18 protein-coding genes and 3 tRNA genes are annotated in these 25,495 nt (G+C 59.9%); 1 reads left to right on the top strand and 20 read right to left on the bottom strand.

Annotated elements, in window-relative coordinates; all coding sequences use genetic code 11:
- Positions 1-6: 6 nt before the first annotated feature.
- The 15 genes from nuoK to ABOK31_RS04750 all read right to left on the bottom strand — a co-directional run bounded on the left by nuoK (position 7) and on the right by ABOK31_RS04750 (position 11,866).
- Positions 7-315: an NADH-quinone oxidoreductase subunit NuoK gene (gene nuoK / locus ABOK31_RS04820; RefSeq protein WP_007689961.1), complete on the bottom strand. Its 309-nt coding sequence runs from the start codon at positions 313-315 to the stop codon at positions 7-9.
- Positions 316-346: 31 nt separating this feature from the next.
- A complete protein-coding gene (locus ABOK31_RS04815; RefSeq protein ID WP_174174317.1) occupies positions 347-961 on the bottom strand; it encodes an NADH-quinone oxidoreductase subunit J in 615 nt (204 codons plus the stop codon).
- A gap of 149 nt (positions 962-1,110) precedes the next feature.
- A complete protein-coding gene (nuoI, locus tag ABOK31_RS04810) occupies positions 1,111-1,602 on the bottom strand; it encodes an NADH-quinone oxidoreductase subunit NuoI (RefSeq protein ID WP_092710917.1) in 492 nt (163 codons plus the stop codon).
- A gap of 40 nt (positions 1,603-1,642) precedes the next feature.
- Positions 1,643-2,686 carry an NADH-quinone oxidoreductase subunit NuoH gene (gene nuoH, locus ABOK31_RS04805; protein WP_015339512.1) on the bottom strand — a complete coding sequence of 348 codons (1,044 nt, stop codon included), beginning with the start codon at positions 2,684-2,686 and terminating at the stop codon, positions 1,643-1,645.
- A gap of 12 nt (positions 2,687-2,698) precedes the next feature.
- Positions 2,699-4,780 carry an NADH-quinone oxidoreductase subunit NuoG gene (gene nuoG, locus ABOK31_RS04800; protein ID WP_349957934.1) on the bottom strand — a complete coding sequence of 694 codons (2,082 nt, stop codon included), beginning with the start codon at positions 4,778-4,780 and terminating at the stop codon, positions 2,699-2,701.
- A 241-nt stretch (positions 4,781-5,021) separates the two neighbouring features.
- Complete coding sequence (locus ABOK31_RS04795) at positions 5,022-5,813, bottom strand: 5' DNA nuclease (RefSeq protein ID WP_349957933.1); 792 nt, start codon at positions 5,811-5,813, stop codon at positions 5,022-5,024.
- A 9-nt stretch (positions 5,814-5,822) separates the two neighbouring features.
- Positions 5,823-7,127: an NADH-quinone oxidoreductase subunit NuoF gene (nuoF, locus tag ABOK31_RS04790; RefSeq protein ID WP_174174312.1), complete on the bottom strand. Its 1,305-nt coding sequence runs from the start codon at positions 7,125-7,127 to the stop codon at positions 5,823-5,825.
- A 10-nt stretch (positions 7,128-7,137) separates the two neighbouring features.
- The gene (locus tag ABOK31_RS04785) at positions 7,138-8,259 is read right to left on the bottom strand and encodes an NADH-quinone oxidoreductase subunit E (protein ID WP_174174311.1); all 1,122 of its coding nucleotides are present in this window, start codon (positions 8,257-8,259) and stop codon (positions 7,138-7,140) included.
- Between the two features lie 15 nt (positions 8,260-8,274).
- The gene (locus tag ABOK31_RS04780) at positions 8,275-8,592 is read right to left on the bottom strand and encodes a hypothetical protein (RefSeq protein ID WP_174174310.1); all 318 of its coding nucleotides are present in this window, start codon (positions 8,590-8,592) and stop codon (positions 8,275-8,277) included.
- Positions 8,592-9,782, bottom strand: a complete 1,191-nt coding sequence (locus tag ABOK31_RS04775) for an NADH-quinone oxidoreductase subunit D (protein ID WP_047627059.1) — start codon at positions 9,780-9,782, stop codon at positions 8,592-8,594. Before ABOK31_RS04775 ends, ABOK31_RS04780 begins: the two co-directional genes overlap by 1 nt.
- Positions 9,783-9,847: 65 nt before the next feature.
- On the bottom strand, positions 9,848-10,450 hold the full coding sequence (locus tag ABOK31_RS04770) for an NADH-quinone oxidoreductase subunit C (protein ID WP_075852281.1): 603 nt from the start codon (positions 10,448-10,450) through the stop codon (positions 9,848-9,850).
- An 18-nt stretch (positions 10,451-10,468) separates the two neighbouring features.
- Positions 10,469-11,050, bottom strand: coding sequence for an NADH-quinone oxidoreductase subunit B (locus ABOK31_RS04765; RefSeq protein WP_015339504.1), 582 nt, complete (start codon positions 11,048-11,050; stop codon positions 10,469-10,471).
- A complete protein-coding gene (locus ABOK31_RS04760) occupies positions 11,041-11,406 on the bottom strand; it encodes an NADH-quinone oxidoreductase subunit A (protein ID WP_034489570.1) in 366 nt (121 codons plus the stop codon). The genes ABOK31_RS04765 and ABOK31_RS04760 overlap by 10 nt, the downstream gene beginning before the upstream one ends.
- Positions 11,407-11,664: 258 nt before the next feature.
- Positions 11,665-11,741, bottom strand: a tRNA-Asp gene (locus ABOK31_RS04755).
- A gap of 48 nt (positions 11,742-11,789) precedes the next feature.
- Positions 11,790-11,866 (bottom strand) — tRNA-Asp (locus ABOK31_RS04750).
- Between the two features lie 391 nt (positions 11,867-12,257).
- On the opposite strand from ABOK31_RS04750, the gene ABOK31_RS04745 reads away from it, so the two are divergent.
- Positions 12,258-12,333, top strand: a tRNA-Val gene (locus ABOK31_RS04745).
- A 366-nt stretch (positions 12,334-12,699) separates the two neighbouring features.
- Here the strand turns inward: ABOK31_RS04745 and ABOK31_RS04740 are convergent.
- The 5 genes from ABOK31_RS04740 to ABOK31_RS04720 all read right to left on the bottom strand — a co-directional run bounded on the left by ABOK31_RS04740 (position 12,700) and on the right by ABOK31_RS04720 (position 25,458).
- Positions 12,700-13,992, bottom strand: coding sequence for a capsular biosynthesis protein (locus tag ABOK31_RS04740; protein WP_349957931.1), 1,293 nt, complete (start codon positions 13,990-13,992; stop codon positions 12,700-12,702).
- Positions 13,992-15,569 (bottom strand): sulfatase-like hydrolase/transferase, encoded by a 1,578-nt coding sequence (locus tag ABOK31_RS04735; protein ID WP_349957930.1) that lies wholly within the window; start codon positions 15,567-15,569, stop codon positions 13,992-13,994. Before ABOK31_RS04735 ends, ABOK31_RS04740 begins: the two co-directional genes overlap by 1 nt.
- A 131-nt stretch (positions 15,570-15,700) precedes the next feature.
- Positions 15,701-16,555, bottom strand: coding sequence for an SDR family oxidoreductase (locus tag ABOK31_RS04730; protein ID WP_349957929.1), 855 nt, complete (start codon positions 16,553-16,555; stop codon positions 15,701-15,703).
- Between the two features lie 18 nt (positions 16,556-16,573).
- On the bottom strand, positions 16,574-17,932 hold the full coding sequence (locus ABOK31_RS04725; protein WP_349958857.1) for an aminotransferase class I/II-fold pyridoxal phosphate-dependent enzyme: 1,359 nt from the start codon (positions 17,930-17,932) through the stop codon (positions 16,574-16,576).
- A gap of 62 nt (positions 17,933-17,994) precedes the next feature.
- Positions 17,995-25,458 (bottom strand): beta-ketoacyl synthase N-terminal-like domain-containing protein, encoded by a 7,464-nt coding sequence (locus ABOK31_RS04720; RefSeq protein WP_349957927.1) that lies wholly within the window; start codon positions 25,456-25,458, stop codon positions 17,995-17,997.
- Positions 25,459-25,495: the final 37 nt, after the last annotated feature.

Here is a 25,495-nt window from a genome sequence, read left to right as displayed (position 1 = left end):
GCTTTATCAGCCCTTCATCACGTTGACGTCTTCAACCGCGATGGAGCCGCGGTTACGGTAGAAGACGACGAGAATTGCAAGACCGATCGCAGCTTCAGCCGCAGCGACGGTCAAAATGAATAGAGCGAAAACCTGGCCGACGATGTCGTTGAGGAACGACGAGAAGGCGACCATGTTGATGTTGACCGCAAGCAATATGAGCTCCACGGACATCAGGATGATGATGACGTTCTTGCGGTTCAGAAAGATACCAAAGACGCCGAGCACGAAGAGGATGGCGCTGACCGTGAGGTAATGGGAAAGTCCGATGACCATGTTCTTGTTCCTTTGATCCTCGTGCCTCGCCTCAGACGCCCTGCCCCGGCTTGACCTTGACCACCTCGACGGCGGTCGCGGGCGTGCGGGCGACCTGTTGGGAAATGTTCTGGCGCTTGATGTGCGTGCGATGCTTCAGCGTCAGCACGATTGCGCCGATCATCGCGACCAGCAGAACCAAGCCAGCGATCTCGAAGAAATAAACGTAGTTGGTGTAGAGCACGTCGCCGAGGGCGGCGGTGTTCGTCCGCTGCGTCAGAGCCGGGATCGGCATGGCGACGGACTTGGCAATGGTCGGCGAAATCACACTGCCGCCGATGACGACGATGAGCTCGGCCGCGAGGATGACGCCGATCAAAGCGCCGATCGGTGCGTATTCCAGAATGCCGGCCCTGAGCTCGGAGAAATCGATATCGAGCATCATGACGACGAAGAGGAAGAGAACCGCCACGGCGCCGACATAAACGACCAGCAGGATCATCGCCAGGAATTCAGCCCCCATCAGCAGGAAGAGGCCGGCCGCGTTGAAGAAAACCAGGATGAGGAACAGGACCGAATGGACCGGATTCCGCGCCGAGATAACCATGAACGCCGACGCCACAGCGACAAAGGCGAAGATATAGAAAAAAAGAGCCTGCAGACCCATGTTGGTGCCTTTTTCGTCTTCCCCCGGGCAGCCGGGAGTTTCCCTGCCCGATGGAGCTCGACCGGACGATAGGTCCGGCAAAGCCCCGGTCTAGATTGAACCGCGACGGCGACAATCGGCCGCCCGTCACGGCATATTCAAAACTCCGCTCAGCGGTACGGCGAGTCGATCGCGATGTTGCGCGCGATTTCGCGTTCCCAGCGGTCGCCATTCTCCAAAAGCCGCGCCTTGTCGAAGTAGAGCTCTTCGCGGGTCTCGGTGGCGAATTCGAAGTTCGGCCCTTCGACGATGGCGTCGACCGGGCATGCCTCTTGGCAGAAGCCGCAATAGATGCACTTCACCATGTCGATGTCGTAACGCACCGTGCGGCGGGTGCCGTCGTTGCGGCGCGGCCCGGCCTCGATGGTGATGGCCTGGGCAGGACAGATGGCTTCGCAAAGCTTGCAGGCGATGCAACGCTCTTCGCCGTTGGGATAGCGGCGCAGCGCATGTTCGCCGCGGAAGCGCGGGCTGACCGGCCCCTTTTCGAAGGGGTAGTTGATCGTTGCCTTCTGCTTGAAGAAGTAACGCATCGACAAAAAGAATGCGCCAACAAATTCCTTGAGGAACAGCGAGCTGACGGCGTTGGAAATTCCGGCCATCTTCAACCTCCAAATCTGCTTGAAGCGAGGATCGACATCATCATGCCCATCCCGTCAGCTTCAGCACGAATGCAACGATAACGACCATGGCGAGCGACAGTGGCAGGAAAACCTTCCAGCCAAGGCGCATGAGCTGGTCGTAGCGGTAGCGCGGCACGAATGCCTTCACCATCGCGAACATGAAGAACACAAAGCACGACTTCAGCAGGAACCAGATGATGCCCGGAACCCAGTTCAGGATCCAGATATCGACCGGAGGCAGCCAGCCGCCAAGGAAGAGGATCGTCGTCAGCGAGCACATCAGGACGACGGCGGCATATTCGCCGAGCATGAACATCATGTACGGCGAAGAACCGTATTCGACCATGAAGCCGGCAACCAGTTCCGATTCCGCTTCTGGAAGGTCGAAGGGCGGACGGTTGGTTTCAGCGAGCGCCGAAATGAAGAATACGATGAACATCGGGAAGAGCGACAGCCAGTGCCAGTCGAGGAACGAGGCCGGCAGGCCGAGCTTGGTGCCGAGACCGGTCTGCTGCGACAGCACGATATCCGTCAGGTTCAGCGAACCGACGCAGAGCAGCACGGTGACGATGACGAGGCCGATCGAGACTTCGTAGGACACCATCTGCGCTGCCGAACGGAGCGCGCCGAGAAACGGATACTTCGAGTTCGAAGCCCAGCCGCCCATGATGATGCCGTAAACTTCCAGCGACGAGATCGCCAGAATGTAGAGGATGCCGACGTTAATGTCGGCAACGACCCAGTTCTGCGCCACCGGCACAACGGCCCAGGTAGAGAGCGCCAGCACCACCGAAACCAGCGGCGCCAGCAGGAACACGGTCTTGTTGGCGCCGGCCGGGATGATCGGCTCCTTGAACATGAACTTCAGCAAGTCGGCGAAGGACTGGAACAGGCCGAAGGGACCGACGACGTTCGGGCCCCGGCGCAGCTGCACGGCAGCCCAGATCTTACGGTCGGCAAGCAGAATGTACGCGATGAAAACCAGCAGGCAGACCAGGAGCAGCAGCGACTGGCCAATCATGATCAGCGCCGGCCAGAGATAGGTCGAAACGAATGAATCCATAGTCCTGTGCCCTTACTCTGCCGCAACGCGGAAATTGTTGCGGGCCAATGCCGAGCACTCGGCCATGACAGCCGATGCGCGCGTTATCGGGTTCGTCAAATAGAAGTCTTTGATCGACGAAGCAAATGGCGATTTGCCCATCGCGCCGGCTTTTTTCGCAAGTGCGGCAATTTGGGCGCTATCGGCTTCGGCAATCTCGTCGATGCCGGCGAAATGCGGGAAGGCTGCGTGGAGCTTCGCGCGCAATTCTCTCAGCGAATCAAAGGGAAGCTTCTTGCCGAGTACGTCGGAAAGGGCACGGATGATCGCCCAGTCCTCGCGGGCGTCGCCCGGTGCGAAACCGGCGCGGTTGCCCATCTGAACACGACCTTCGGTGTTGACCCAGGTGCCCGACTTTTCGGTGTAGGCAGCCGCCGGAAGGATGACGTCGGCGCTCTGCGCGCCGTTGTCGCCATGCGAGCCGATATAGACCGTGAACTTCGCACCCTTGCGGTTGAAATCGAGCTCATCGGCGCCGAGCAGGAAGAGAACGTCCATCGACGACAGCATGGAAGCCGCGTTGACGCCCTTTGCGCCCGGCACGAAGCCGAGATCGAGGCCGCCGACGCGCGAGGCCGCCGTGTGCAGCACGGCAAAGCCGTTCCAGCCGTCCTTGACGACGCCGACGACCGCAGCGAGCTTGGCGGCATTTGCCAGCACTTCAGCACCGTCTTCGCGGGTCAGCGCGCCCTGGCCGATGATGATCATCGGCTTCTGAGCATTCTTCAGCACGTCGGCAAAGCTGTGCGAGCCGCTGACGAGATCGGCCAGCGTATCCGGGCCAGCGCCGAGATAGTCGTAGGAGTAGCGAAGGTCCGCAGCCTCGCCGATCACACCGATCGGGAACTTGCCGCGGCGCCAGCGTTTGCGGATGCGCGAGTTCATCACGGCAGCCTCGAAGCGCGGATTGGCGCCGACGATCAGCAGCGCGTCAGCGGCTTCGATACCCTGTATGCTCGGGTTGAAGATGTAGCTTGCGCGGCCGAGCGACGGATCAAGCGCCGTCCCGTCCTGGCGACAGTCGAGATTTTCCGATCCCAGCGATTTCAGCAGTTCGCCGAGGGCGTACATTTCCTCGACCGAGGCGAGATCGCCGGCGATGGCGCCGATCTTGTCACCGCTGGTGGCGGAAACCGCCGACTTGATGGCCGCGAAAGCATCGCTCCAGCTTGCCGGCTGCAGGCGGCCATCCTTGCGGACATAGGGCTTGTCGAGACGCTGGGTCTTCAGACCATCCCAGATGAAGCGGGTCTTGTCGGAGATCCACTCTTCGTTGATCTGCTCGTTGACGCGGGGCAGCACGCGCATGACTTCGCGGCCGCGCGTATCGACGCGGATTGCCGAGCCGAGAGCGTCCATGACGTCGATCGATTCGGTCTTGTTCAGTTCCCAAGGACGAGCCGTGAAGGCGAAGGGCTTCGAGGTCAACGCGCCGACCGGGCAAAGGTCAACGACGTTGCCTTGCAGCTCGGAGGTCATTGCCTGCTCGAGATAGGTGGTGATTTCGGCGTCTTCGCCGCGGCCGATGAGGCCGAGTTCGGAGATACCAGCAACCTCAGTCGTGAAGCGGACGCAGCGCGTGCAGTGAATGCAGCGGTTCATCACGGTCTTGACGAGCGGGCCAATATACTTGTCTTCGACGGCGCGCTTGTCTTCCTGATAGCGCGAGCTGTCGATACCGAAGGCCATGGCCTGGTCCTGCAGGTCGCATTCGCCGCCCTGGTCGCAGATCGGGCAATCCAATGGGTGGTTGATCAGCAGGAATTCCATCACGCCTTCGCGGGCCTTCTTGACCATCGGCGTGTTGGTGAAGACTTCCGGAAGCTCGCCGTTCGGGCCGCCGCGGATATCGCGAACGCCCATGGCGCAGGATGCCTGCGGCTTCGGCGGGCCACCTTTCACCTCTACAAGGCACATGCGGCAATTGCCGGCCACCGACAGTCGTTCATGGAAGCAGAAGCGCGGGACTTCGGCGCCGGCTTCCTCGCACGCCTGGATAAGCGTGAAGTGATCCGGAACTTCGATCTCTTTACCGTCAATCTTCAGTTTTACCATCGTCCACTCAGTCCTATGTCACGTCTTCAGCCCAACCTGGCCGCAGACAATTTCATGATCGCAAACCGGACTGCCACCGGCGCGGCATGAAACCGCATGGCACCGGTTCGCTCACAATAAGCTTTGCCAAGCCTTGTCCCCACAAGACCAGCTTTGCGATCGAGCCATGCGGGTCGCGCCCGCAACGTCTCCATCGCCGTCATTCACCCTCCTCGACCGCCGATGCGGTCGAGGAAAAATCTCAACTCCGGCCCTTCGGCAGCAGCGCCTTCGCCTGGCCGACCCAGTCGTCGCGCCGGATGCGACCGTCGAAGCCGAGCTCCGCATCGATCCGCTCGACATCCGCATCGCTCCACGCGGCGATATCGGCAAATCGCTTGATGCCGCGTCCGTTCAGCACCTGCTCCAGCTTTGGACCGACGCCGGAAATCCGCTTCAGGTCGTCAGCCTTCTCAGCTACCTTGCGGCCGCGCGCAGGGGCCGGCTTGGCTGCAACTGGTGCGGCGACTTCAACCTTCTCTGCGGCAACCGGCGCAGCAACTTCAACCTTCGCCGTCTTCTTTGCAGTTGTCGTCGCGGCCTTGGGCGCGGCAACTACAGGTTTCGGCTCGGCCTTCTTTACGGCAGCCGGCTTCTGGTTGGCAGCAGCCGACTTCAGTGCGACTGGCTTCGGCGCAGCTGTCTTGACAACAGGCGCTGCCTTTACAGGCTTTGCGTCCCCTGCCCCGCCATTCGCAGCAGTCGGCTTCGCAGCGGTTTCCGCCTGATGCTTTTCGTCGTCCAGGGCTTCGGCCAGTTTGGTGGTTGCTTCAACGGCGCCCTGGAAAGCGCCGAGGAATGCACCCGCCAACTGCGAGGTAAAGCCGAAGCCGATCGCAGTGACCGCAGCAATGGCTGCGGCCGGATGGGCCATCAACGGGTGGATCGGCATGATCGGCGCGTTCCCAAACATACCGGCAGCAACACGGCCGAAATCAGCCGATGCACTATCGGTCGCTCCGCTGTCCTGCCTGATATCGTTGGTCTTCGCCATCTTCGATCCTTACTCGGCTGCTTCCAGTACCGCGCCGTGGCTCGTCGCGTTGGCGGTATACTGGTCGATGCGCTTCTCGATCTCGGGACGGAAATTGCGGATCAGGCCCTGGACCGGCCATGCGGCAGCGTCACCGAGCGCACAGATGGTATGACCTTCGATCTGCTTCGTCACCTGGAACAGCATGTCGATCTCGCGCTTCTGCGCGTTACCACGAGCCATACGCTCAAGAACGCGCCACATCCAGCCCGTGCCTTCGCGGCACGGCGTACACTGGCCGCAGCTCTCATGCTTGAAGAAGGCCGAGATGCGGGCGATCGCCTTGATGATGTCGGTCGACTTGTCCATGACGATTGCCGCTGCCGTGCCGAAGGACGACTTGACTTCGCGCAGGCCGTCGAAATCCATCGGGCAATCGATGATGTCGGCAGCCGGAACGACCGGGCACGATGCACCGCCGGGAATGACGGCCAGCAGATTGTCCCAGCCGCCACGAATGCCGCCGCCATGCTTTTCGACCAGCTCGCGGAAGGTAATGCCCATGGCCTCTTCGACCGTGCAGGGACGGTTGACGTGGCCCGACAGCATGAACAGCTTCGTGCCGACATTGTTCGGACGGCCGATGGATGAGAACCAGCCCGCGCCGCGACGCAGGATCGTCGGAGCCACGGCGATGGATTCGACGTTGTTGACAGTCGTCGGGCAGCCGTAGAGACCCATATTGGCCGGGAACGGCGGCTTCAGGCGCGGCTGGCCCTTCTTGCCTTCGAGGCTTTCGAGCAGCGCGGTTTCTTCGCCGCAGATGTAAGCGCCGGCACCATGATGAACGTAAACATCAAAATCCCAGCCGAGCTTGTTGTTTTTGCCCAGCAATCCCGCATCATAGCACTCGTCGATCGCCGCCTGCAGGGCTTCGCGTTCGCGCATGTACTCGCCGCGAACGTAGATATAAGCTGCATTCGCACCCATGGCGAAACCGGCGATGACGCAGCCTTCGATCAGCGTATGCGGATCGTGGCGCATGATATCGCGGTCCTTGCAGGTACCGGGCTCGGATTCGTCGGCATTGACAACGAGGTAGTGCGGACGACCGTCGCTTTCCTTCGGCATGAAGGACCACTTGAGACCGGTCGGGAAGCCTGCGCCGCCGCGACCGCGAAGGCCGGAAGCCTTCATCTCGTTGATGATCCAGTCACGGCCCTTTTCGAGAATTTGCTTCGTGCCGTCCCAATGACCGCGCGACATCGCGCCTTTCAGGGATTTGTCCTTGAGGCCGTAGATATTGGTAAAGATGCGATCTTGATCTTGTAACATGCTTCACCTCTTACCGCGGCTTCTTGCCGAAGACCTTGATATATTCCGCTTCGCCACCCTTAGCGAGTGCCTCAGCCTGCTTGACCCACTCATCGCGTTCGATGCGGCCCTTGAAATTCAGATAGCCGTCGACCCAATGGCGCTCGGCCTCATGCCAGCTGGCAATCTGCGCGAAGGTGAAGATGCCGAGTTCGTGCAAGGTCCCTTCGATCTTCGGGCCGACGCCTGAAATGAGCTGCAGATTATCCGGCTGCGCGGGTCTTTCGATACCGGCAGGACGATCCTTATCATCAAGCGACGGCTTTCCTGCGACAGGCTCTGCGGCTGCAGTTCCCGAAAGCGGCTGCGTTTCGGCGGCCTTGGCGTTCTTGGCAGCAGCAGCCGGCTCGGTTGCCGGCGTCTTCAGGCTCTGATTGGTTTCAGCATCCGTGCTCTTGGCGCGAGCGGCCTCGGACGGCGGGATCGACACGGCCTCAGCTGTGGCCTTGGCCGTCTTGCCTGCGACGCTCTTTGCCTTCGCCTCGTCCGACAGGAGAGATGTCAAGCCGCCTTCCGGCGCGGAGAAAACGCGATCGATCTGCGGACCGGTCGGAATTTCATGGCCCTTGCCTGCGGCGAAGGCATCGATGATCTCTTCGAGACGTGTCGGCGTCAGATCCTCATAGGTATCCTTGCCGATCACCACCATCGGTGCGTTGACGCAGGCGCCCTGACATTCGACCTCTTCCCAGGAGAGCGTGCCGTCAGCGTTGCGTTCGAAAGCATGGTCGTTGATCCGGCTTTTGCAGATCTTGATCAGCCCCTCGGCGCCGCGCAGCATACAGGGCGTCGTGCCGCAAACCTGGACGTGGGCGCGCGTGCCAACCGGATGCAGCTGGAACTGCGTATAGAAGGTCGCGACTTCGAGGGCGCGGATATAGGCCATGTCGAGCATGTCGGCGATCGATTCGATAGCCGCCTTGGTGACCCAGCCTTCCTGCTCCTGCGCGCGCATCATCAGCGGGATGATCGCGGATTGCTGACGACCATCAGGATATTTCTGGATCGTCTTTTCAGCCCAGACCGCATTCTCCTTGCTGAAGGCGAAGGCGGCAGGCTGGAATTGATCTTCGGCTAGTCGACGAACGGACATCTTTCACGCCTTATCTCAGTTTAAGGACCCACACCGCGTATTCGTCAAGGACGAGAATTCGCAGGCATAGGCCGACTGGTCTTTCTGCATAAACACAACAAACTTGCCGCCATTCGGCACAGCGGCCTTGATTTCGTAACCGCGGGAAAGGAGGTCGCCCATGGTCGAATCTCCGCCCGCCGCAGCCTCATTTCCGCCTTGCGCAGAATTCGTGCTCATCGCATTCGAACCCTGCAAATTCATGCTCGGCAGGCCCTGCGTCTTGACGGACTGCTGCGCCGAGGCACCGCAGGCGACCAGAAGCGCCGGAATGACAACCTGCCAGGTCCGCATCAACGATCGACCTCACCGAACACGATATCGAGCGAGCCCAGCACCGCGGCGACGTCGGCCAGCTGATGGCCGCGGCACATGAAGTCCATGGCCTGCAGATGCGCATAGCCCGGCGCACGGATCTTGCAACGATACGGCTTGTTGGAGCCGTCCGAGACCAGATAGACGCCGAATTCGCCCTTCGGCGCTTCGACAGCCGCATAAACCTCGCCGGCCGGCACGTGATAGCCTTCGGTGTAAAGCTTGAAGTGGTGGATCAGCGCTTCCATCGAGCGCTTCATCTCGCCGCGCTTCGGCGGAACGACCTTGCCGTCGAGCGACGAAACCGGTCCGGTCTTGGCATCGCCGAGCAGACGATTGACGCACTGCTTCATGATGCGGACGGACTCGCGCATTTCGATCATGCGGATGAGGTAACGGTCGTAGCAATCGCCATTCTTGCCGATCGGAATGTCGAATTCGAGATCGGAATAGCATTCGTAGGGCTGCGCCTTGCGCAAGTCCCAGGCAGCACCGGAGCCACGGACCATGACGCCGGAGAAGCCCCAGGCCCAACAGTCTTCCAGCGAGACCACGCCGATATCGACGTTACGCTGCTTGAAGATGCGGTTACCGGTCAGAAGGTCGTCGATATCGTCGAGTGCCTTGAGGAAGGGATCGCACCAGTCGCCGATATCCTGAACGAGCTTTTCCGGAAGATCCTGGTGAACGCCGCCCGGACGGACGTAAGCTGCGTGCATGCGCGAGCCGGAAGCGCGCTCGTAGAACACCATCAGCTTTTCGCGCTCTTCGAAGCCCCAGAGCGGGGGCGTCAGCGCGCCGACGTCCATGGCCTGCGTGGTGACGTTCAGGAGATGCGACAGGATGCGGCCGATTTCCGAATAGAGCACGCGGATCAGCTGGCCGCGAATCGGAATGTCGATGCCGAGCAGCTTTTCGACGGCCAGTGCATAGGCATGCTCCTGGTTCATCGGCGCCACATAGTCGAGGCGGTCGAAATAAGGAACGGCCTGAAGATAGGTCTTCGTCTCGATCAGCTTTTCAGTGCCGCGATGCAGCAGGCCGATATGCGGATCGACGCGTTCCACAATTTCGCCGTCCAATTCGAGGACAAGACGCAAAACGCCGTGCGCAGCCGGGTGCTGCGGGCCGAAATTGATGTTGAAGTTGCGAACGTTATGTTCTGTCATGGCGGCGATGCTCGCGTTTTCAGAATTTCAGAGAATGGCAGGCGAAGCCCGCCACACGCCAACAATCAGGCCTTCGCCTTCTCGTCGCCCGGGAGCACGTAGTCCGTGCCCTCCCACGGCGACAGGAAGTCGAAGTTGCGGAATTCCTGCTTCAGTTCCACCGGCTCGTAGACAACGCGCTTGGCGGCATCGTCGTAGCGGACCTCGACGAAACCGGTCGTCGGGAAGTCCTTGCGCAGCGGGTGACCTTCGAAACCATAATCCGTCAGCAGGCGGCGCAAATCCGGATGGCCGGTGAAAAGAACACCGTACATGTCCCAGGTTTCGCGCTCGAACCAGTCAGCACCGGGATAGACGGCACAGGCGGAAGGAACAGGCTGATCTTCACCGACCGGAACCTTGACGCGGATGCGCAGGTTCTTCTTCGGCGACAGCAGATGATAGACAACATCGAAACGCTCGGCACGCTGCGGCCAGTCGACGCCGCAGATATCCGTCATGTTGACAAAGCCGCACTTGGCGTCGTCGCGCAGGAAGGTCAAAAGGGCGATAACGTTTTCGGTCGTCGTCGTCACATTAAGCTCGCCGTACTTGATCTCGCTCGATGAGATCAGGGCGCTGCGAACTTCTGTGAGGTAGGCGGCAAGCTCGTTCAGGGCTTCACTCATAATACCTTGTCCCCTGCCTTACCGTTCGATCGTGCCGGTGCGCCGGATCTTCTTCTGCAGCAGGAGCACGCCGTAAAGCAGCGCTTCTGCCGTGGGAGGACAGCCCGGAATATAAATGTCGATCGGAACGACACGGTCGCATCCGCGAACGACGGAATAGGAATAGTGATAGTAGCCGCCGCCGTTGGCGCAGGAACCCATCGAGATGACGTAGCGCGGCTCGGGCATCTGGTCGTAGACCTTGCGCAGAGCGGGCGCCATCTTGTTGGTGAGCGTGCCGGCGACGATCATGACGTCGGACTGGCGCGGCGAGGCGCGTGGCGCAAAGCCGAAGCGCTCAACGTCGTAACGCGGCATGGAAACCTGCATCATCTCGACGGCGCAGCAGGCGAGACCAAAGGTCATCCACATCAGGGAGCCTGTGCGGGCCCAGTTGATCAGCTCATCGGTAGAGGTGACCAGAAAGCCCTTGTCGGCGAGCTCGTTGTTGATTTCGCCGAAGAACGGATCGTTGCTGCCGACCGGTCTGCCGGTTGCGGGATCAATGATCCCCTTCGGCTGCGGCGCTACGAGCGTCGTGTTGCTTGGGGCTACTCCCATTCCAGGGCTCCCTTCTTCCATTCATAGATAAAGCCGATGGTCAGCACCGCGAGGAACACCATCATCGACCAGAACCCGAACCAGCCGATCGCACCGAACGAAACGGCCCACGGGAAGAGGAAGGCGACTTCCAGGTCAAAGATGATGAAGAGAATCGATACCAGGTAGAAGCGGATATCGAACTTCATGCGGGCGTCATCGAATGCATTGAAGCCGCATTCGTAAGCCGACAGCTTTTCCGAGTCAGGCGCCTTGAAGGCGACGGCAAACGGCGTGATCAACAGCGCCAGGCCGATTACCAAGGCAATACCAATGAAAATCGCTATCGGAATATAGGAACTGAGCAGTCCAGTCATCATGTCCATCCCTGCTTGCGATCAGCGCCGGGGCGGCGCATCTGAGCAAATGCCCAGCAAGCGAAAGAGCGTTGCAACAAAGCCGTGGTTAGCGCAGCCGGAGCGCGCGCGCAAGCCTTTTGAATCTGTCCGTTAGGGTACTATCGAGCGGTAGATATCAATGTGTTGCGACGGCAACGCGACAAATCGGCGCTGATGCGAAAAGGCTCTTTCGCAATCGCAATAAATTGATGTTTGATTGTAATGGCTTGGAGAGAATGGCGCGAGTGACGGGGCTCGAACCCGCGACCTCCGGCGTGACAGGCCGGCACTCTAACCGACTGAGCTACACCCGCGCATTGTTTGGCCTTTCAGCCGGTGCAGATCCGAAATTTGCCTTGAAATGGCGCGAGTGACGGGGCTCGAACCCGCGACCTCCGGCGTGACAGGCCGGCACTCTAACCGACTGAGCTACACCCGCATTTCATTTCAAGCATTCCAGATGCTTCCGCACCCATCAAAGCGGCCCTCGCCGTTCGATGAGCGGCTAACTACGGGGTTCGTGTTTGGGTGTCAAGCAGGTTTGAATACAAATCGATGACAGAGTGCGAATTGTTTTGGACAAGCTCGCCTGCAACTTTCCGTTCCGGCGATTTGGCATGGCAGGTTCCCGCTCCACGCATTTCATCCGCGCCTGATATGCACAGGGGCGATCCGGCAAGCCTCACATCCGCTCATGTGGATGAGCACGACCGGAGCGGTGTAAAATTCAAAAAAATCAAAAAATCTTCACAAACACTCTTGCGGTTTGTCGTCGTTACGCATAGATCACGGCCACCGAACGCGACGGGGAAATGACCCGCTTCGCTGAAGGGCGATTAGCTCAGTTGGTAGAGCGCCTCGTTTACACCGAGGATGTCGGGAGTTCGAGTCTCTCATCGCCCACCATTCTTCTCTTCACAAATTCAATTGTCAGTTTGATTGGCCGCCGGCGGTTCTTTGCGCTCACGATGCGCGGTTTTGCGCGTCCAATGCCTGCGTCTCAGTAGTTGCCGAGAATAATGACGGCCAGAAGCACCACGGAAACAAGCACGAGGGCTGCGATAATCATCAGCAGCTCCTTCAACATGAATCGTTCCATCTTGCTGTCATCCATGGCGTTTGCTCCCCGCAAACCGTTATCCACATTCATTCCCAGCATCGAATCGCCGCGCTGAGTTCCGCATCAGTGCATATGTAAGTGGCCGCATTGTCAATTTTAGCCTGAAGACCTCGCGGCGGTACCAATTCTTCTTCCGTTACATTGCATCATCCTTACGGCACATGAAGCTTTATCGGCCGCCGCCTCGGTGGCGGGTCGATGTAGGCGTCAGGCAGATTGACTGTCCGTGACAATAGTCTGTCGGCGATCTGTGCGGCGGCGGCACGCGCGCCCTCCCCGGAACAAAAGTTGCCGCGCACCTGTACGGCCGCCGCCAGCAGGCGAAAGAATGCGTCGCGCAGCTCCGGCGACGGCGGCGACGGCTCCAGCCAGAATCGATGCAAGCTGCCCTGATCGCTCAGTCCATCGATATCGTAGATCGCCGCTCCCAGCGCCTTGACCGGCTTCCCCGCTTGCAGCGCGGAAAGTGCCGCAGTCGAGTTGACCGTCACCATGCCCTGGCTGGCGGCAATCAACCGGTCGAGACTGCCGCCGTCGATCAGATGGATGCGAGGTGATAATCCGCATGAAGCGCCAATGCGATCAACACAGGCCCGCCAATCCACGAGCCCGTTGTCGAGCGGATGGAGCTTGAGGACAAGATGTGTATCCGGCGCGGCATTCTCCGCGAAGGAACGGAGAAGCAGCCGGATGACATCCTGCTGTTGATGGAAAGGCGAATGCGCTCGAAGCTGAAAATCGGTCTGAAGCTGTAGCGGATAGACGAAGAATCGTTTGCCGCCGGCAATCAGATCCTCGATCAAACCCTCCGCCTCTCGTGCCCTCCTGCCGCTGGAAGGAAGTTTCCTCAGCCAGCCGGCATACTCCATCAAGGGATGGTAGAGCCCATGCCGCCGGTAGCCTGGATAAAGAAGCCACAGGAAGACGGTTGGGAGATAATAGGCGAGATCATAAAGCGCTTCTGACCGGAACGTTTGGCTGTAGCGACGCGTCCAATCCGGCTCCGGCAGCTTGGACGCCACCTTCAATATATGGGCAGGATCGGCCGGAAAATGCGAATTGGAGGAAAGCCCGTCTCGCTCGAGCGTCACCCAGTCCGGCCGCAAATATCCCATCTCGACGACGTTGACGATAACGCCGGTACGCCGCGCCTCTTCGATGGCAACCTGATGATAGGGGCGCTCCTCGCCGTGCAGAATCAGGTCGGTGACGTTCTCAGCCTCGATTCGCTGCCTGACATAGGCGCGCCATCCGGCAAAATCGCCACGATAGTTAGAGGCGCCGTGCCAGCGCCAGGAAATCCAGTCCCCGGCATTCAGGTTGATGCGGATGCAACGGCTGCCGGCCCTCTCCAGGATCCTGGCGATCTCGACGAACAGTGGCGAGGATGGCCCCTGCAGGAACAGGAAGACGCGCGGGCGCGCGGTCCCTTCCCCGCTGGGCATCACTCCGGAACCTCGGTGGCAAGGCCGGCATAATGCAGCAATGTGCCGATCAGGTTCCAGGGCGCCTCTTCCTGCGACGGCTGCGGCTTTTGCGAATGGGCGCGCGCTCGGCCAAGCGGAACGATGATGTAATCGGTGCGCGGATCTGGGAACGGATCGGCAAAGGCCTTCAGCAAGGGCGCATGATCACCATAGAAAAGCAGCCAAACCGGACGGTCCAGCCTATCGAGGTGATGGGCGAGATTGCCGAGCGCGTGATCGGCGCGCATCAGGAGCTCGCCATAGATATCCACCGGATTGACGAGGTCGCCGCAGCGGCCCGGCTCCCAGGGGCCATGATTCGCCATGGATGCGACAAAGAGGAAGTTCTTGCTCGTGCCATCGTCGTCGATCGTCCGAATCACGCTCTTCGTCAGCGAGAGGTCGCTGACATAGGGGCCATCGCGCTCAGGATTGTGATCGAACTCGTCCAGCATCATCATCCGGTCGAAGCCGAGTTGCGGCAATGCCTTGTGACGCAGGAAGAACGTCTTGTCGTAGGGATGGATGAACTGCGTCTTCCAGCCCGCCTTCTTCAGCCGTGCCGGCCAGACCACATCCTTGTAATGGCTGGCGCGCAGATAGGGGTAGCTGGCATCGATATGTACATTTTCAGGCAGCAGCCCGCTCAGCACCGCAAATTCGGTTCGCAGCGTATAACCACCCTCGAAGACGCTGGTCATGCGGCCCCATTGCGCGGCCTGCTCGCGCAGACGGTCGAGATTGGGAAGCTTGACATTGTCGACGCCGAAATGTCTGAGATCGATAAAGGATTCGGATTGCCAGACGACGATGAGCGGCTCGTCTTCGCCGTGCTCCCAAAGCTCCTGAAGCGCCGACATGAAGCGCCCGGACAATTCCGCGACGATCGCCTCGCGCCGGACACCGACCCAGATAACAAAATGAAAGACGACTGAGGCAAAGGTGCCGAATCGCACCGTATCGATCTTCACGTCAACCTTGCCGAGAAACTTCTGTGTGAACCGGCAGACCGGTTCGCTCACAACCCTACTGAACAAAGCGAGCCATGGCGCGAAGGCGACAACCAACATCAACAGGACCCATAGCAATCGGTTCGACGCCGGCAAAACCGATGGCTCAAGATACATGTAGAGGCCGCTGAGACCGAAAACATAAGCGAAGGCAATGATCCAGAAGACGATGTTCAGCGAGGTCGCGTAGAAGATCTCCCTGTATTTGAAGACGTCCACGACGAGCGCGATGTCCGAAAAGACCAGAGGCTCACGGATGAACTCGAACTTCGCCCTCGATATGCCCGTGAAGATGACGAAGAAGCTGATGACAGCCTGCGTGCTGTAGAGCGGGCGCCAGGAAATGGCGAAGAAAGCGACATAGATCAATATGATGACCGGAATCCGTGCCGCCCAATCGCAGGCCACCCGCTGCCAGCTCCTTTTCGGGCGATTCTCGGCGGTGACGGCCGCCGGCATGGCGAAAGGATCGGTCAGCAAGACGATGACGCAGGAAAACGCGAAGCAGGCAAGCGTCAAAAGAATTGGAAAATCATGAAGCTTCAAGATTGCGCCATCCAAATGCCAGCCGCCTCTGCGGCATTTCTCATATTCGCGAGGAGCCGGCCGCCAATTCCCTGACTTACCTTCTCTTGCACTTGTTTCACCGACAGCGCAACACTGGTAGTTGCTTCGTATTACTTATCACGATCAAAGCCCTGCTCGGTGGAATCGGCAAGGCCGCGACGCACCTCGTCACCAAATATTTTTCGCGTCTTGCGCGAAAACCACCATAGCAGCGGCGGTTTTATCAGTGGTCCGAAAAATGCGAGCGCCGTCAGCGAAAATCCGAAGTGGATTCTTTGTTTGCCGCGATCCAGTCCGTGGACGATTTTTGCCGCGACCGCCTCGGCACTCCACGGTTTGACGGCCCCCATCAACATTACCGCTTCGCGAGGTCTGAGAGAGATTTCCCGGCGGTATTGCGGCGTCATCGTATCGGGTGGGAAGCAGATGGAAATCTGTATGCCTGAAGCGGCAGCCTCGGCGCTCAAAGCTTCGGCAAAACCAGTCAGCGCCGATTTGGATGCGCAATAGGCGGTATAGCCGAAGATGCCGATCAAGGCTGCTCCCGAGGAGATCATCATGATCCGGCCGCTGCGCCGGCTCTTCATGCCCTTATAGACCGCGCGAACCGCGTTGACCGTCCCGAGGACATTGATGGCGATCTGCTCATCGAAAACCGATGTCGGCATTGCATCGAAGGCGCAAGGCTCGACGATACCCGCAGAAGCTATGAGGATATCGCAAGGGCCGAAGGACGCTTCGCAAAGCTTTACCGCCTCAATGGTCTGTTCGGCTGAGGCCACATCAACGGAAGTCGTCCGGATAAAGGTGGCGTCAACACCTGGAAGCGCTGCGATTTCGGCGCGCGCCTCTTCGAGGCGCCCCGGATCGCGAGCGAGAAGCGAAATCCGAGCGCCTCTGGCTGCATAAAGCTTCGCTCCCGCCAGACCAATTCCGCTTGAACCTCCCGTGACGATAACGTGCATGAGACGATCGCCCCGAACTTACGAGCCGCCTGGAGCCTGGGCCATGGGCAGCAGCTGCATCATCTTGTCCATGTCCAGCGAGGCAAGGCCGAAATTGCGGTCCTTCAAACTCTTGAGTTTTTCCGCCGTCAGCGCGACCGTCCGCCGGATCTGCTCCTCGGTATGATTGCAGGTGATGAAGAAGCGAAGGCGCGCCATGCCCTCCGGCACTGCCGGATGGATGATGGGCAGCACATTGATGTCTTCGGCGAGCAGGTCGTTCGAAAGCTGCGCCGCACGAAGCGAATCGCCGACGATCACGGGCACGACCGAATGACCCATGCTGAGGCCGGTATCGAGGCCCGCCGCCTTTGCTTCTTTCAGAAAAAGATGGCCATTATGGCTGAGGCGCTGGGTTCGCTCCGGCTCGGACTCGAGGATATCGAGCCCAGCGATAGCTGCGGCGGCGAGAACCGGCGAAAGACCGACGCTATAGACGAAACCGCCGGCTTCCGCTTTCAGAATATCGGCAAGCGCGCTGCTGCCAGCAATATAGCCGCCACAGCTGGAAGTCGTCTTCGACAGCGTGCCCATCCAGATATCGACATCACGCGGATCGAGATCGAAATGCTCGAATGTGCCGCGACCCGTCTTGCCGAGAATGCCAAGCGCATGCGCTTCGTCGACCATCAGCCAAAAACCGTAGCGCGCCTTCAACTCCAGCAGGGCGGGCAGATCGGCGATATCGCCATCCATCGAATAGATGCCTTCGACGATGACGAGGACGCGCCGAAAATCCGATGAGAGCGTCTTCAGGATATTTTCGAGATTCTCGACATCGTTATGCTGAAACAGCCGGCGTGTCGCGCCGGAAAGCTTGATGCCGGCAAGCGCACTGTTGTGAATGAATTCGTCGTGGATCACGAGATCCTGCGGCCCCATCAGGCAGCCGATCGCCGTGACATTGGTGAGGTAGCCGCTGACGAAGCAAACCGCGGCATCGACGCCATAGACTGCGGCGAGCCGTCGTTCGAGCTCAACATGGTCAGGCCGCTCGCCTGCGACCAGGCGGCTGGCCGACGCCGAAATTCCGAAATGATCGATCGCCTCTTTGGCACGTGCGGCGACATGCGGGTCGGTATTGGTCGCCAAGTAGTCATAGGAAGCAAAATTGACAAACTCGCGCCCGCCGATGCGCGTCGTCGCTCCAGCGGCGGCATCGTGCGACCGGTAGAAGGGATTGGCAACGCCGAGCAATTCACCCGCCATGCGCTGGGTTGCGACGCGCTTGTATTCGGGCAGATCGTCGAAGCGTGTCGCCTGGCGTGGCTGTGCCTGTGGTTGCCGGTTCAGCCGTTCGGTCCGATTACGGCCGGAGGATTCGCCGACACGGCGCATCTGCTCGAGCAGCTTGCTTTTCTTCTGCTCCGCCGGATTGCCATCTTCAGCATCATACGTGGTCACTGGACGGCCCTTTTTTCCTGTTCTGAGGCATGGCTGCGCGCCAGACGCTCGACCACCCCGTTATCACCTGCCGCGTCACCATTAGCATCATCACCATTGCGATTCATGACACGATCACGCAGGCGGCTGACGACATCGCCCACGGTCGTGCCCTCGCCTACGCCGCTCAGAGGAATATCGAAGCCGGTCTTCTGCTGGAAGCTCATGCCGAGCTCCATGGCCATCAGGCTGTCGAGGCCGATATCCTTCAAAACCTTGTCGGGCGTCACCGTGTCTTCCGTTACGCGCAGGATGGCGGCAATCTCCGCAGCGACGAGCGCATGCAGGGCGGCCTGAGCCTCCTCTTCCGATTTCCCCTTGATCAGTTCCTTGAGATCGATGCTATCGCCCTCGTTCAGAGCCTGGTGGCTGCCCGCATGCCGCATCAGCGGTTCAAACAGCGACCGGCCGGAGATCGGCAACAGACGAACGGCATTCCAATCGATCTCGGCGATCATGATCGCCGCCGCATCGACCGCACCTCTATCCGCCAGCATGTAGCGCTCGACCTGTTCCAGCGCGTCGCGTGCCTTCAGCGCCGCCTTACCGATGCGCTTGGAGAGGAGATCATTGACCTCGATATTGCGGGCAAGGAATCCCTTGTCGGCGATGGCGCCGAAACCGACAGCGAGCGCGGGCCTACCGGCGGCCCGACGCGCACGCGCCAGACCTTCGAGATAGCCGTTTGCCATCACGTAATTGGCCTGTCCGGGATTGCCGAGCATGGTCGTTGCCGAAGAGAAAAGCAGGAACAGCTCCAGCTTGTCGTCCCGTGTCAGGCGATCCAAGTTTTCGGCACCACGGATCTTGACCTCGAGAACGGGACGATTGCGCTCCGGCGTCAGGTTGGCAAGGAGCGCATCGTCCAGAACCATGGCGGCATGAATGACACCCTTCAGAGCCCCTTCGGCGCGAAGCGAGGCAAGTAGCGTCTCGACCGCGGCAGCATCCGTGATATCGCAGGCATGCAGCGTCGTGACGACACCCCGCTTGGCCCAATCTGCCACCGCCTTTTTCGTTTCCGCGTCGGCAATGCCGCGGCGTGAACACAGCGCTATGCGGCGCGCACCCTTCGAAACAAGCCAATCGGCGGCGGACAGCCCAAAGCCGCCAATGCCGCCCGCAACCAGGAAAATGCCCCTGGCATCGAAGCGCAGGGATTTCGCAGGCGCCCGCAGGACGCTGTCGACGCCCGCAACAGGCGGCCGCACCACGATTTTGCCGATATGGCCGGCATTCTGCATCAGCCGGAAGGCATTGCCGATCTCGTCATAACCGAAAGCGCGATATGGCAGCGGCGTCAGCTTTTCCTCGGCGAAAAGCTGGCCGATCTCCCTGAAGATGCGCCGTGTCAGGTCGGGTACATTGACCAGGAGCTGATCGGCATCGATACCGAAATAGCTGACATTACGCCGGAACGGACGCAGGCCGATCTTCCGGTCAGCGTAATAGTCACGCTTGCCAAGCTCTAGGAAGCGGCCGAAAGGCTTGACCAGCTCGATGCTCCGCTCCATCGCTTCCGAAAAGAGCGAGTTGAGAACAAGATCAACACCTTCACCGCCCGTAAGCCGCCGCACGCCGGACACGAAATCCAGCGAACGGGAATCCAGCACATGATCGGCGCCGAGCATTTCCAGGAAACCACGTTTCTCGGCCGTGCCGGCCGTAGCGATCACCTTGGCGCCCCTATGCTTGGCAATCTGGAGTGCTGCCAGACCGACGCCGCCGGCAGCTCCATGGATCAGGATGGTTTCACCTGGCTGAATGCGTCCAAGCTCGACCATCGCATAATAGGCGGTCAGAAAGGCAACCGGCACGGTGGCGGCAGCAACGGTTTCCATCCGCTCCGGCAGCTTTGTCACGCCATCGCGATGGACGCGCACATGAGTCGAGAATGCAGCAGGCCCGATCCCCATCACCTTGTCGCCCGGCTTGAGATTATCGACCGCATCGCCGACAGCAAGAATTCGCCCGGCGAATTCCATGCCGATCGTGGTGCCGGCAAAGCCGTCTTCCAATGCTTCTTCGGGCAGAAGGCCCATCGCCCACATGACATCCCGGAAATTGAGGCCGGTGGCTTCGACGGAGACGACAACCTCTCCTTCGCCGGCCGCGGGAAGACCCGTCTCCTCCCAGGCCACGCTATCCAGGCGCCCGCCCACATGCTGGCGGATCGTTGCTGCTGCGAAATCGCGGCGGCTCGCTTCAATGGCATCGAAGGGACCGGCCACGGCTCGGATTTCTTGGACCTTTCCGGTCGCGCGATCCAGGAACCATTCCCTATTGTCCGTTTCCGCCATCATCAGGGTATCGACCACCGAGAGCGTTCGACTGTCAGCCGTATCGGCATCCAGCAGATGCACGTCGAAGGCGTCGTACTCGTTCTGAAGGACGCGTCCGAAAGCCCACAGGCCGGCATTGGCATCATCGACAGAGCCAGCCGACAGCGGAGAGCCGCCGGGCGCCACAATGACCAGTCGAGGCCGCGCTCTATCGCTATTCTGCGACAACAGGCTCGCCAATTGCGTGAACGCCGAGAGACGTGACAACGAGAGCTCCGCTGCATCGCCGCGCTTCATATCCGCAAAATAAACGATGCGGCGAGTAGCCGGATCAATGGCACCGAGGGCGTCGACGATATCCGGAGACGATGCGCCGAGATCGATGACCGTTATATTCTTGCCCAGAGTGCCGAGACCCTTCCTGCCCTGCTCCGACAAGATCAGGATCGGATCGGCGGCTTCCACGACAATGGCCTCTTCCGGCTGCCGCTCGGATACAGCCGACACCGTAATCAGCGTGCCTTCGGGGACGGTCTGTTCACGGATCAGAGGCTTGGCAAAGCCCAGAGTGCCGAGGAGATCGGCGATCTGCTGAGGCGTACCGAGCCGTCCAACCGGAAACTCCCACGACTGGCTATCGGCAAACCAACCTTCGGACAAACCGAAGACGAAATCGTTGAAGACGCTCGGCGCGCGCTCGGCGAGCAGCAGCTGTGCGCCGCCGGCGGCGACGGTCCGGACCATCCGCTTGATCTCGTCATTATGGCGCATCAGATGCTGGCTCTGATCGCCGGAGGCGACCACAATGTCGCCAACATGACGATCCGTCAGCCTGGCCGGATCGGCCACGATAACATGCGCATCACGCTCGAAGGCGATCTCCAATGCTCGACGGGCTTGCTCGCGCGGCTCGGCGATCACGAGACGTGCACCCGCGGCCGCAGCGATCGTTGCCAGCTTTCGACTGAAAGCCACCGAGACCGAGCCGAACTCAAGAACGTGCCCGATTGCCCCGGCATTAGCCTCGATGGAGGAAGCCAATGCCTCTGCCAGCATCGAAAGCCGCCTCTCGCTCAACGGAGAATGAACAAGCACATGCTCCAGCGTCGCCCCACCCGGCATATTTGCACCTTGGGCCGCAGGCTCACGCTCCAGCACATGCGGTCGTATCATCGCCAAGTGCTCGATCGTCTCGCGATAGGCATCGCCAATGAGGACACTCTCGGCCACGCGCCCGGCGTCCTCGCGATAGATTTCCTGCAGCAGCTCCGCCACCGGCGGCAGCGTCGGCTCCAGGGGAACATGCCATTTGCCGTCCCCCGTCTCCGCAATGCCGGCATCCTCCAGAATGTAAAGGCAATTGACGATGAAAGACCTGAACTCTGGATCGCCGGGAAGGCCGGAAAAGGCGACAGTACCGTTGCGATCCGCAACCTTCAGCGCGATATCATGGCAGGCCCGATAGATTGCGGCATCGAGAAGAAGGCTTGCATTGTTGAGCGCAAGGTTCTCTTCGGAGCCGCCGTGCAATGGAACTCGCCATGCGCCGGCGCCGGGTCCATCTCCGCCGGCGAAAATAGCCGAAGGCATGCTCTCATAATGAAAGGCGATGGAATCGAGCGTCGCCCTGCGGCGCAGCTGCGTACGGCGAAAACGGCAATCGTCAAGAGCGACGACCGGCCTGTCATCTTTATCGAACAGGGTGAAACGGGCCTTGATCGAATTCGCGCTGAACCGCTCGATCTCGATAATGGCTTTGACGATCGATCTTCCCTTGCCGAAAGCTCTCACGGTGCCGAAGTGAACGGGAATGTAGGGAGCGCCGGTTTCATCGCCGGAGAACTGATCGAACAATGCGACCAAGCCGTGAAACGCCGCATCGACCGACATGGGGTTGAGATTATAGCTGCCGAATGGGTGAGACGGCGGGGCGGCCGGCTTCAGATCCACTTCGATCATATGATGACCGAACGCCACGGCTTTCGACAGAAGTTGGAAACGCGGGCCATAATGCAATCCGAAACGTTCCGCCGTTTCGTAAGTCACATCGGAGGTCAGCGTCGATTTGCGCTCTTTGCCCGATCGCTCGAAGGCTTTGCGGTCCCCCTCGCCTGCCAGCGGTTTGCGGCAACGTCCAACCACGTGAACCGTCCACTCGTCATGGCTTAGGCGCTCGCGCGACCGGATCTCGATATCTCCGGTCTCAGGCGACAGGATGGTCGACAGCTCGACCATTCGCTCCTGGGCCAATTCGAGCGGCCGGATGATTTCGAGATTGCCGATTTCAACCTCATCCGTCCCGTAATAGCGTTGCGCCGCCGTTACCGCGATTTCGACGAAGCCGCTGCCGGGCATGATTGCCTTGCCGTCAACCACATGTTCGGCAAGGTCCGGGAAAAGACGGGCATCGAGATGATTCTTCCAATTCGAACCATTGAGATCGGCACGCCAACCGAGCAGCGTATATGGGCTCTTGTGATCCCGACCGAAGATATCGATCTCGTCCGTCGTTGGATGGGTGCGAAGCTCCACCGGCTCGAAAGGCAGAGGCGGAAGTTGGACGAAGGCGTTGCGGGTGGCACTGCCGCGTGCACGCAACGCAGGCGCTCCGTTGGCGACTGCGCGCGCAAATGATTGCGAAACCGGATCATGGTCAGCGACGGGCGCCTCCCGCAACAAGGTCGGTATCGCAATAACCTGAACCGATGCCTGTTTGGCGATCTCCGCGACATAGTTCGACAGAATCGGGCGCGGCGAAATCTCGATGAAAAGGTTGCATCCCATCGCCATGGCGACCTGACAGCCAGCCTTGAAGAGCACCGGATCGCGCACGTTGCGCCACCAATATTGGGTGTCCAGCAGGCGCCCGTCGCGAAGTTCGCCGGTCACCGTCGAAATGAAGATCCCCGTGCCGCTATCCGGCGCGAGATCGGGCAGGTCCGCGAAAAACGCCTCCTTGGCACGATCGATGATGGGATGATGAAATGGATAATTGATGTCGAGGACATGCGCCACGATCTGGGATTTGCGCGCAGCGTCCCTGTAGGCCTCTATCTCATCGGCGGGACCGGAGATCGTTACCGAATTCGGCGCGTTGATCGCCGCGATACATATATTGTCGAGGCCCCTGGATTTCGCAAAGGCCAGTGCGGCATCCTCGCCAAGCACAACGGCGGCCATCTTGCCCTCGCCGGCAAGAAGGTCCTGATGCAGCGAGCGCTTGGCGACGATTGCAACCGCCTCGGCCGCCGTCAGCGCCTTGGCGGCATAGGCGGCTGCGATTTCGCCGACCGAATGGCCGAAGACCGCGTCCGGCTTGACCCCCATGGACCATAGGCAATCCGAGAGGGAAGCCTGGATTGCGAACAACAGCGGCTGCGCGATCTTGGTATCGGCCAAGCGTGCGGCAAGATCAGAAGCGACCAGAACATCGGTCAGCTTCTCACCGAGATAGTACTCAAAAAGCGCGCTGAAGGACTGGAAGCATTGGCGGAAATGGCGGTTTTCCTGATAGGCGCCGACACCCATTCCTGCCCATTGCGAGCCGTTGCCGGAAAAGACGAAGGCGATCTTGGCGGCTTGCGCCGGAGCTTCGCCCGCCTCGCCGACCGAACTTTTGCCTGCGAGATGCGCATCGATCGCGGCAAGCACGGCCGCGCTGTCCTTCGCGCGGGCAGCAAAGCGGTGGCGCATGGGCTCGCGATTGGCGGCAGCGGAAGCAACGATCTGCCGAGCCTCCTTGGGCTCCGCAGTTTCAAGACGCGTCCTGTATCCTTCGAGCAGTGCCGAAAGAGCCGATGCCGTGTGAGCGCTGACGGCAAAAACGACCCCCTCGCCCCGGATTGGCGGCTCCGGCGGCGCAATCGGATCGGGGTCACTGATGACAACGTGCGCGTTCGTGCCGCCGAAGCCGAAGGAGTTGATCCCGGCAAAGCGCGCCTGCTTGGCCGGAAGAAGCTCGATCGTTGACGTGTTGACCCGAACGTTCAAACCCTCGAAATCGATGGACTCGTTCGGATGGTCGAAATGCAACGAAGCCGGGAGGAAATTATTCTCCAGCGCGATGACGGCCTTCAGCAGCCCGAAAAGACCGGATGCAGGTTCGGTATGGCCGATATTGGTCTTGATGGAGCCAATCGGCACCGGAGCCCGCCGATTGCGTCCTATGACTTCGCCGATCGCCCATATTTCAGCGGGGTCGCCGACCTTCGTTCCCGTTCCATGGCCCTCGATAAAGGCGATACGATTGACATCGATATTGCGGCCTTCATAGATCGACTGAAGCAAGGCAGCCTGCGCCTCACGGGACGGCATGGAAATGCCGTTGGTGCGCCCTGAAGAATTGACGCCTACGGCATGTATCCTGGCATAGCTGCGGTCCTTCTCGCGCAGAGCAACATCCGTCCGGCGCAATACAATCGCTGCACCACCTTCTGCGCGGACGTAACCGCGGCCGTTATCGTCATAGGCGCGGCAAAGTCCTTCCGGCGACAGCATGCGCGCCTGAGCGAAACCCACGAAGGACATGGGGTTGAGCAAGATATTGATGCCGCCTACGATCGCCGTATCGATCTCGCCGTTCTCCAGCGCCTTCACCGCCAGGTCGAGCGCAACCAGCGACGACGAACAGGCCGTGTCGATCGTCATGCTCGGTCCGCGCAAGCCGAATATGTGCGAAATGCGGTTGGAAACGATGGAAAGCGTGTTGCCCGTCATGAAATACGGGCTACCCGACGCGGGGTCTTCCAGCGTCAGATTGCCGTATTCAAGGGAGGATGCCCCGACATAGACGCCGACGCGCTGCCCCTCGAATCCATCGATCGGCAGGTTTGCATCTTCCAAAGCCCGCCAGACTATATTCAGAAGGATACGCTGCTGCGGATCCATCTGCATCGCTTCGCGCTGAGAAAGACCGAAAACCGCGGCATCGAATGCGTAGACATTATCGAAGACACCAGCTGCAAAACTGTAAGTCTTTCCCTGAATACCAACAGCCGGATGCCAAAAGCGCGCGAGATCCCAGCGCCCCTCTGGTATGCGGCTTACGGTACAACGCCCCTCTTTGAGGACAAGCTGCAGTTCTTCAATCGAACTCGCCCCAGGGGCAACGCTTGCGCGTCCGATAATTTCAACTGTCATGATCTCTCAGCAATACTCGAATAAGTGCACCAAACTG

This window comes from Rhizobium sp. ZPR4 (assembly GCF_040215725.1).
GTDB classification, from domain to species: Bacteria; Pseudomonadota; Alphaproteobacteria; order Rhizobiales; family Rhizobiaceae; genus Rhizobium; species Rhizobium rhizogenes_D.
Note: the sequence above shows the minus strand (reverse complement) of the source record. Positions and strands in the feature narration are given on the sequence as shown.

Bases quoted from the DNA above. Each gene is read 5' to 3' on its own strand.
- nuoK (WP_007689961.1), bottom strand. From the start codon at position 315: ATGGTCATCGGACTTTCCCATTACCTCACGGTCAGCGCCATCCTCTTC.
- nuoF (WP_174174312.1), bottom strand. From the start codon at position 7,127: ATGTTACAAGATCAAGATCGCATCTTTACCAATATCTACGGCCTCAAG.
- nuoH (WP_015339512.1), bottom strand. From the start codon at position 2,686: ATGGATTCATTCGTTTCGACCTATCTCTGGCCGGCGCTGATCATGATT.
- ABOK31_RS04770 (WP_075852281.1), bottom strand. From the start codon at position 10,450: ATGAGTGAAGCCCTGAACGAGCTTGCCGCCTACCTCACAGAAGTTCGC.
- ABOK31_RS04760 (WP_034489570.1), bottom strand. From the start codon at position 11,406: ATGACTGGACTGCTCAGTTCCTATATTCCGATAGCGATTTTCATTGGT.
- ABOK31_RS04785 (WP_174174311.1), bottom strand. From the start codon at position 8,259: ATGTCCGTTCGTCGACTAGCCGAAGATCAATTCCAGCCTGCCGCCTTC.
- ABOK31_RS04765 (WP_015339504.1), bottom strand. From the start codon at position 11,050: ATGGGAGTAGCCCCAAGCAACACGACGCTCGTAGCGCCGCAGCCGAAG.
- nuoG (WP_349957934.1), bottom strand. From the start codon at position 4,780: ATGGTAAAACTGAAGATTGACGGTAAAGAGATCGAAGTTCCGGATCAC.
- ABOK31_RS04795 (WP_349957933.1), bottom strand. From the start codon at position 5,813: ATGGCGAAGACCAACGATATCAGGCAGGACAGCGGAGCGACCGATAGT.
- ABOK31_RS04780 (WP_174174310.1), bottom strand. From the start codon at position 8,592: ATGCGGACCTGGCAGGTTGTCATTCCGGCGCTTCTGGTCGCCTGCGGT.
- ABOK31_RS04720 (WP_349957927.1), bottom strand. From the start codon at position 25,458: ATGACAGTTGAAATTATCGGACGCGCAAGCGTTGCCCCTGGGGCGAGT.
- ABOK31_RS04725 (WP_349958857.1), bottom strand. From the start codon at position 17,932: ATGCGCCGTGTCGGCGAATCCTCCGGCCGTAATCGGACCGAACGGCTG.
- nuoI (WP_092710917.1), bottom strand. From the start codon at position 1,602: ATGGCCGGAATTTCCAACGCCGTCAGCTCGCTGTTCCTCAAGGAATTT.
- ABOK31_RS04740 (WP_349957931.1), bottom strand. From the start codon at position 13,992: ATGCCCAGCGGGGAAGGGACCGCGCGCCCGCGCGTCTTCCTGTTCCTG.
- ABOK31_RS04775 (WP_047627059.1), bottom strand. From the start codon at position 9,782: ATGACAGAACATAACGTTCGCAACTTCAACATCAATTTCGGCCCGCAG.
- ABOK31_RS04730 (WP_349957929.1), bottom strand. From the start codon at position 16,555: ATGCACGTTATCGTCACGGGAGGTTCAAGCGGAATTGGTCTGGCGGGA.
- ABOK31_RS04815 (WP_174174317.1), bottom strand. From the start codon at position 961: ATGGGTCTGCAGGCTCTTTTTTTCTATATCTTCGCCTTTGTCGCTGTG.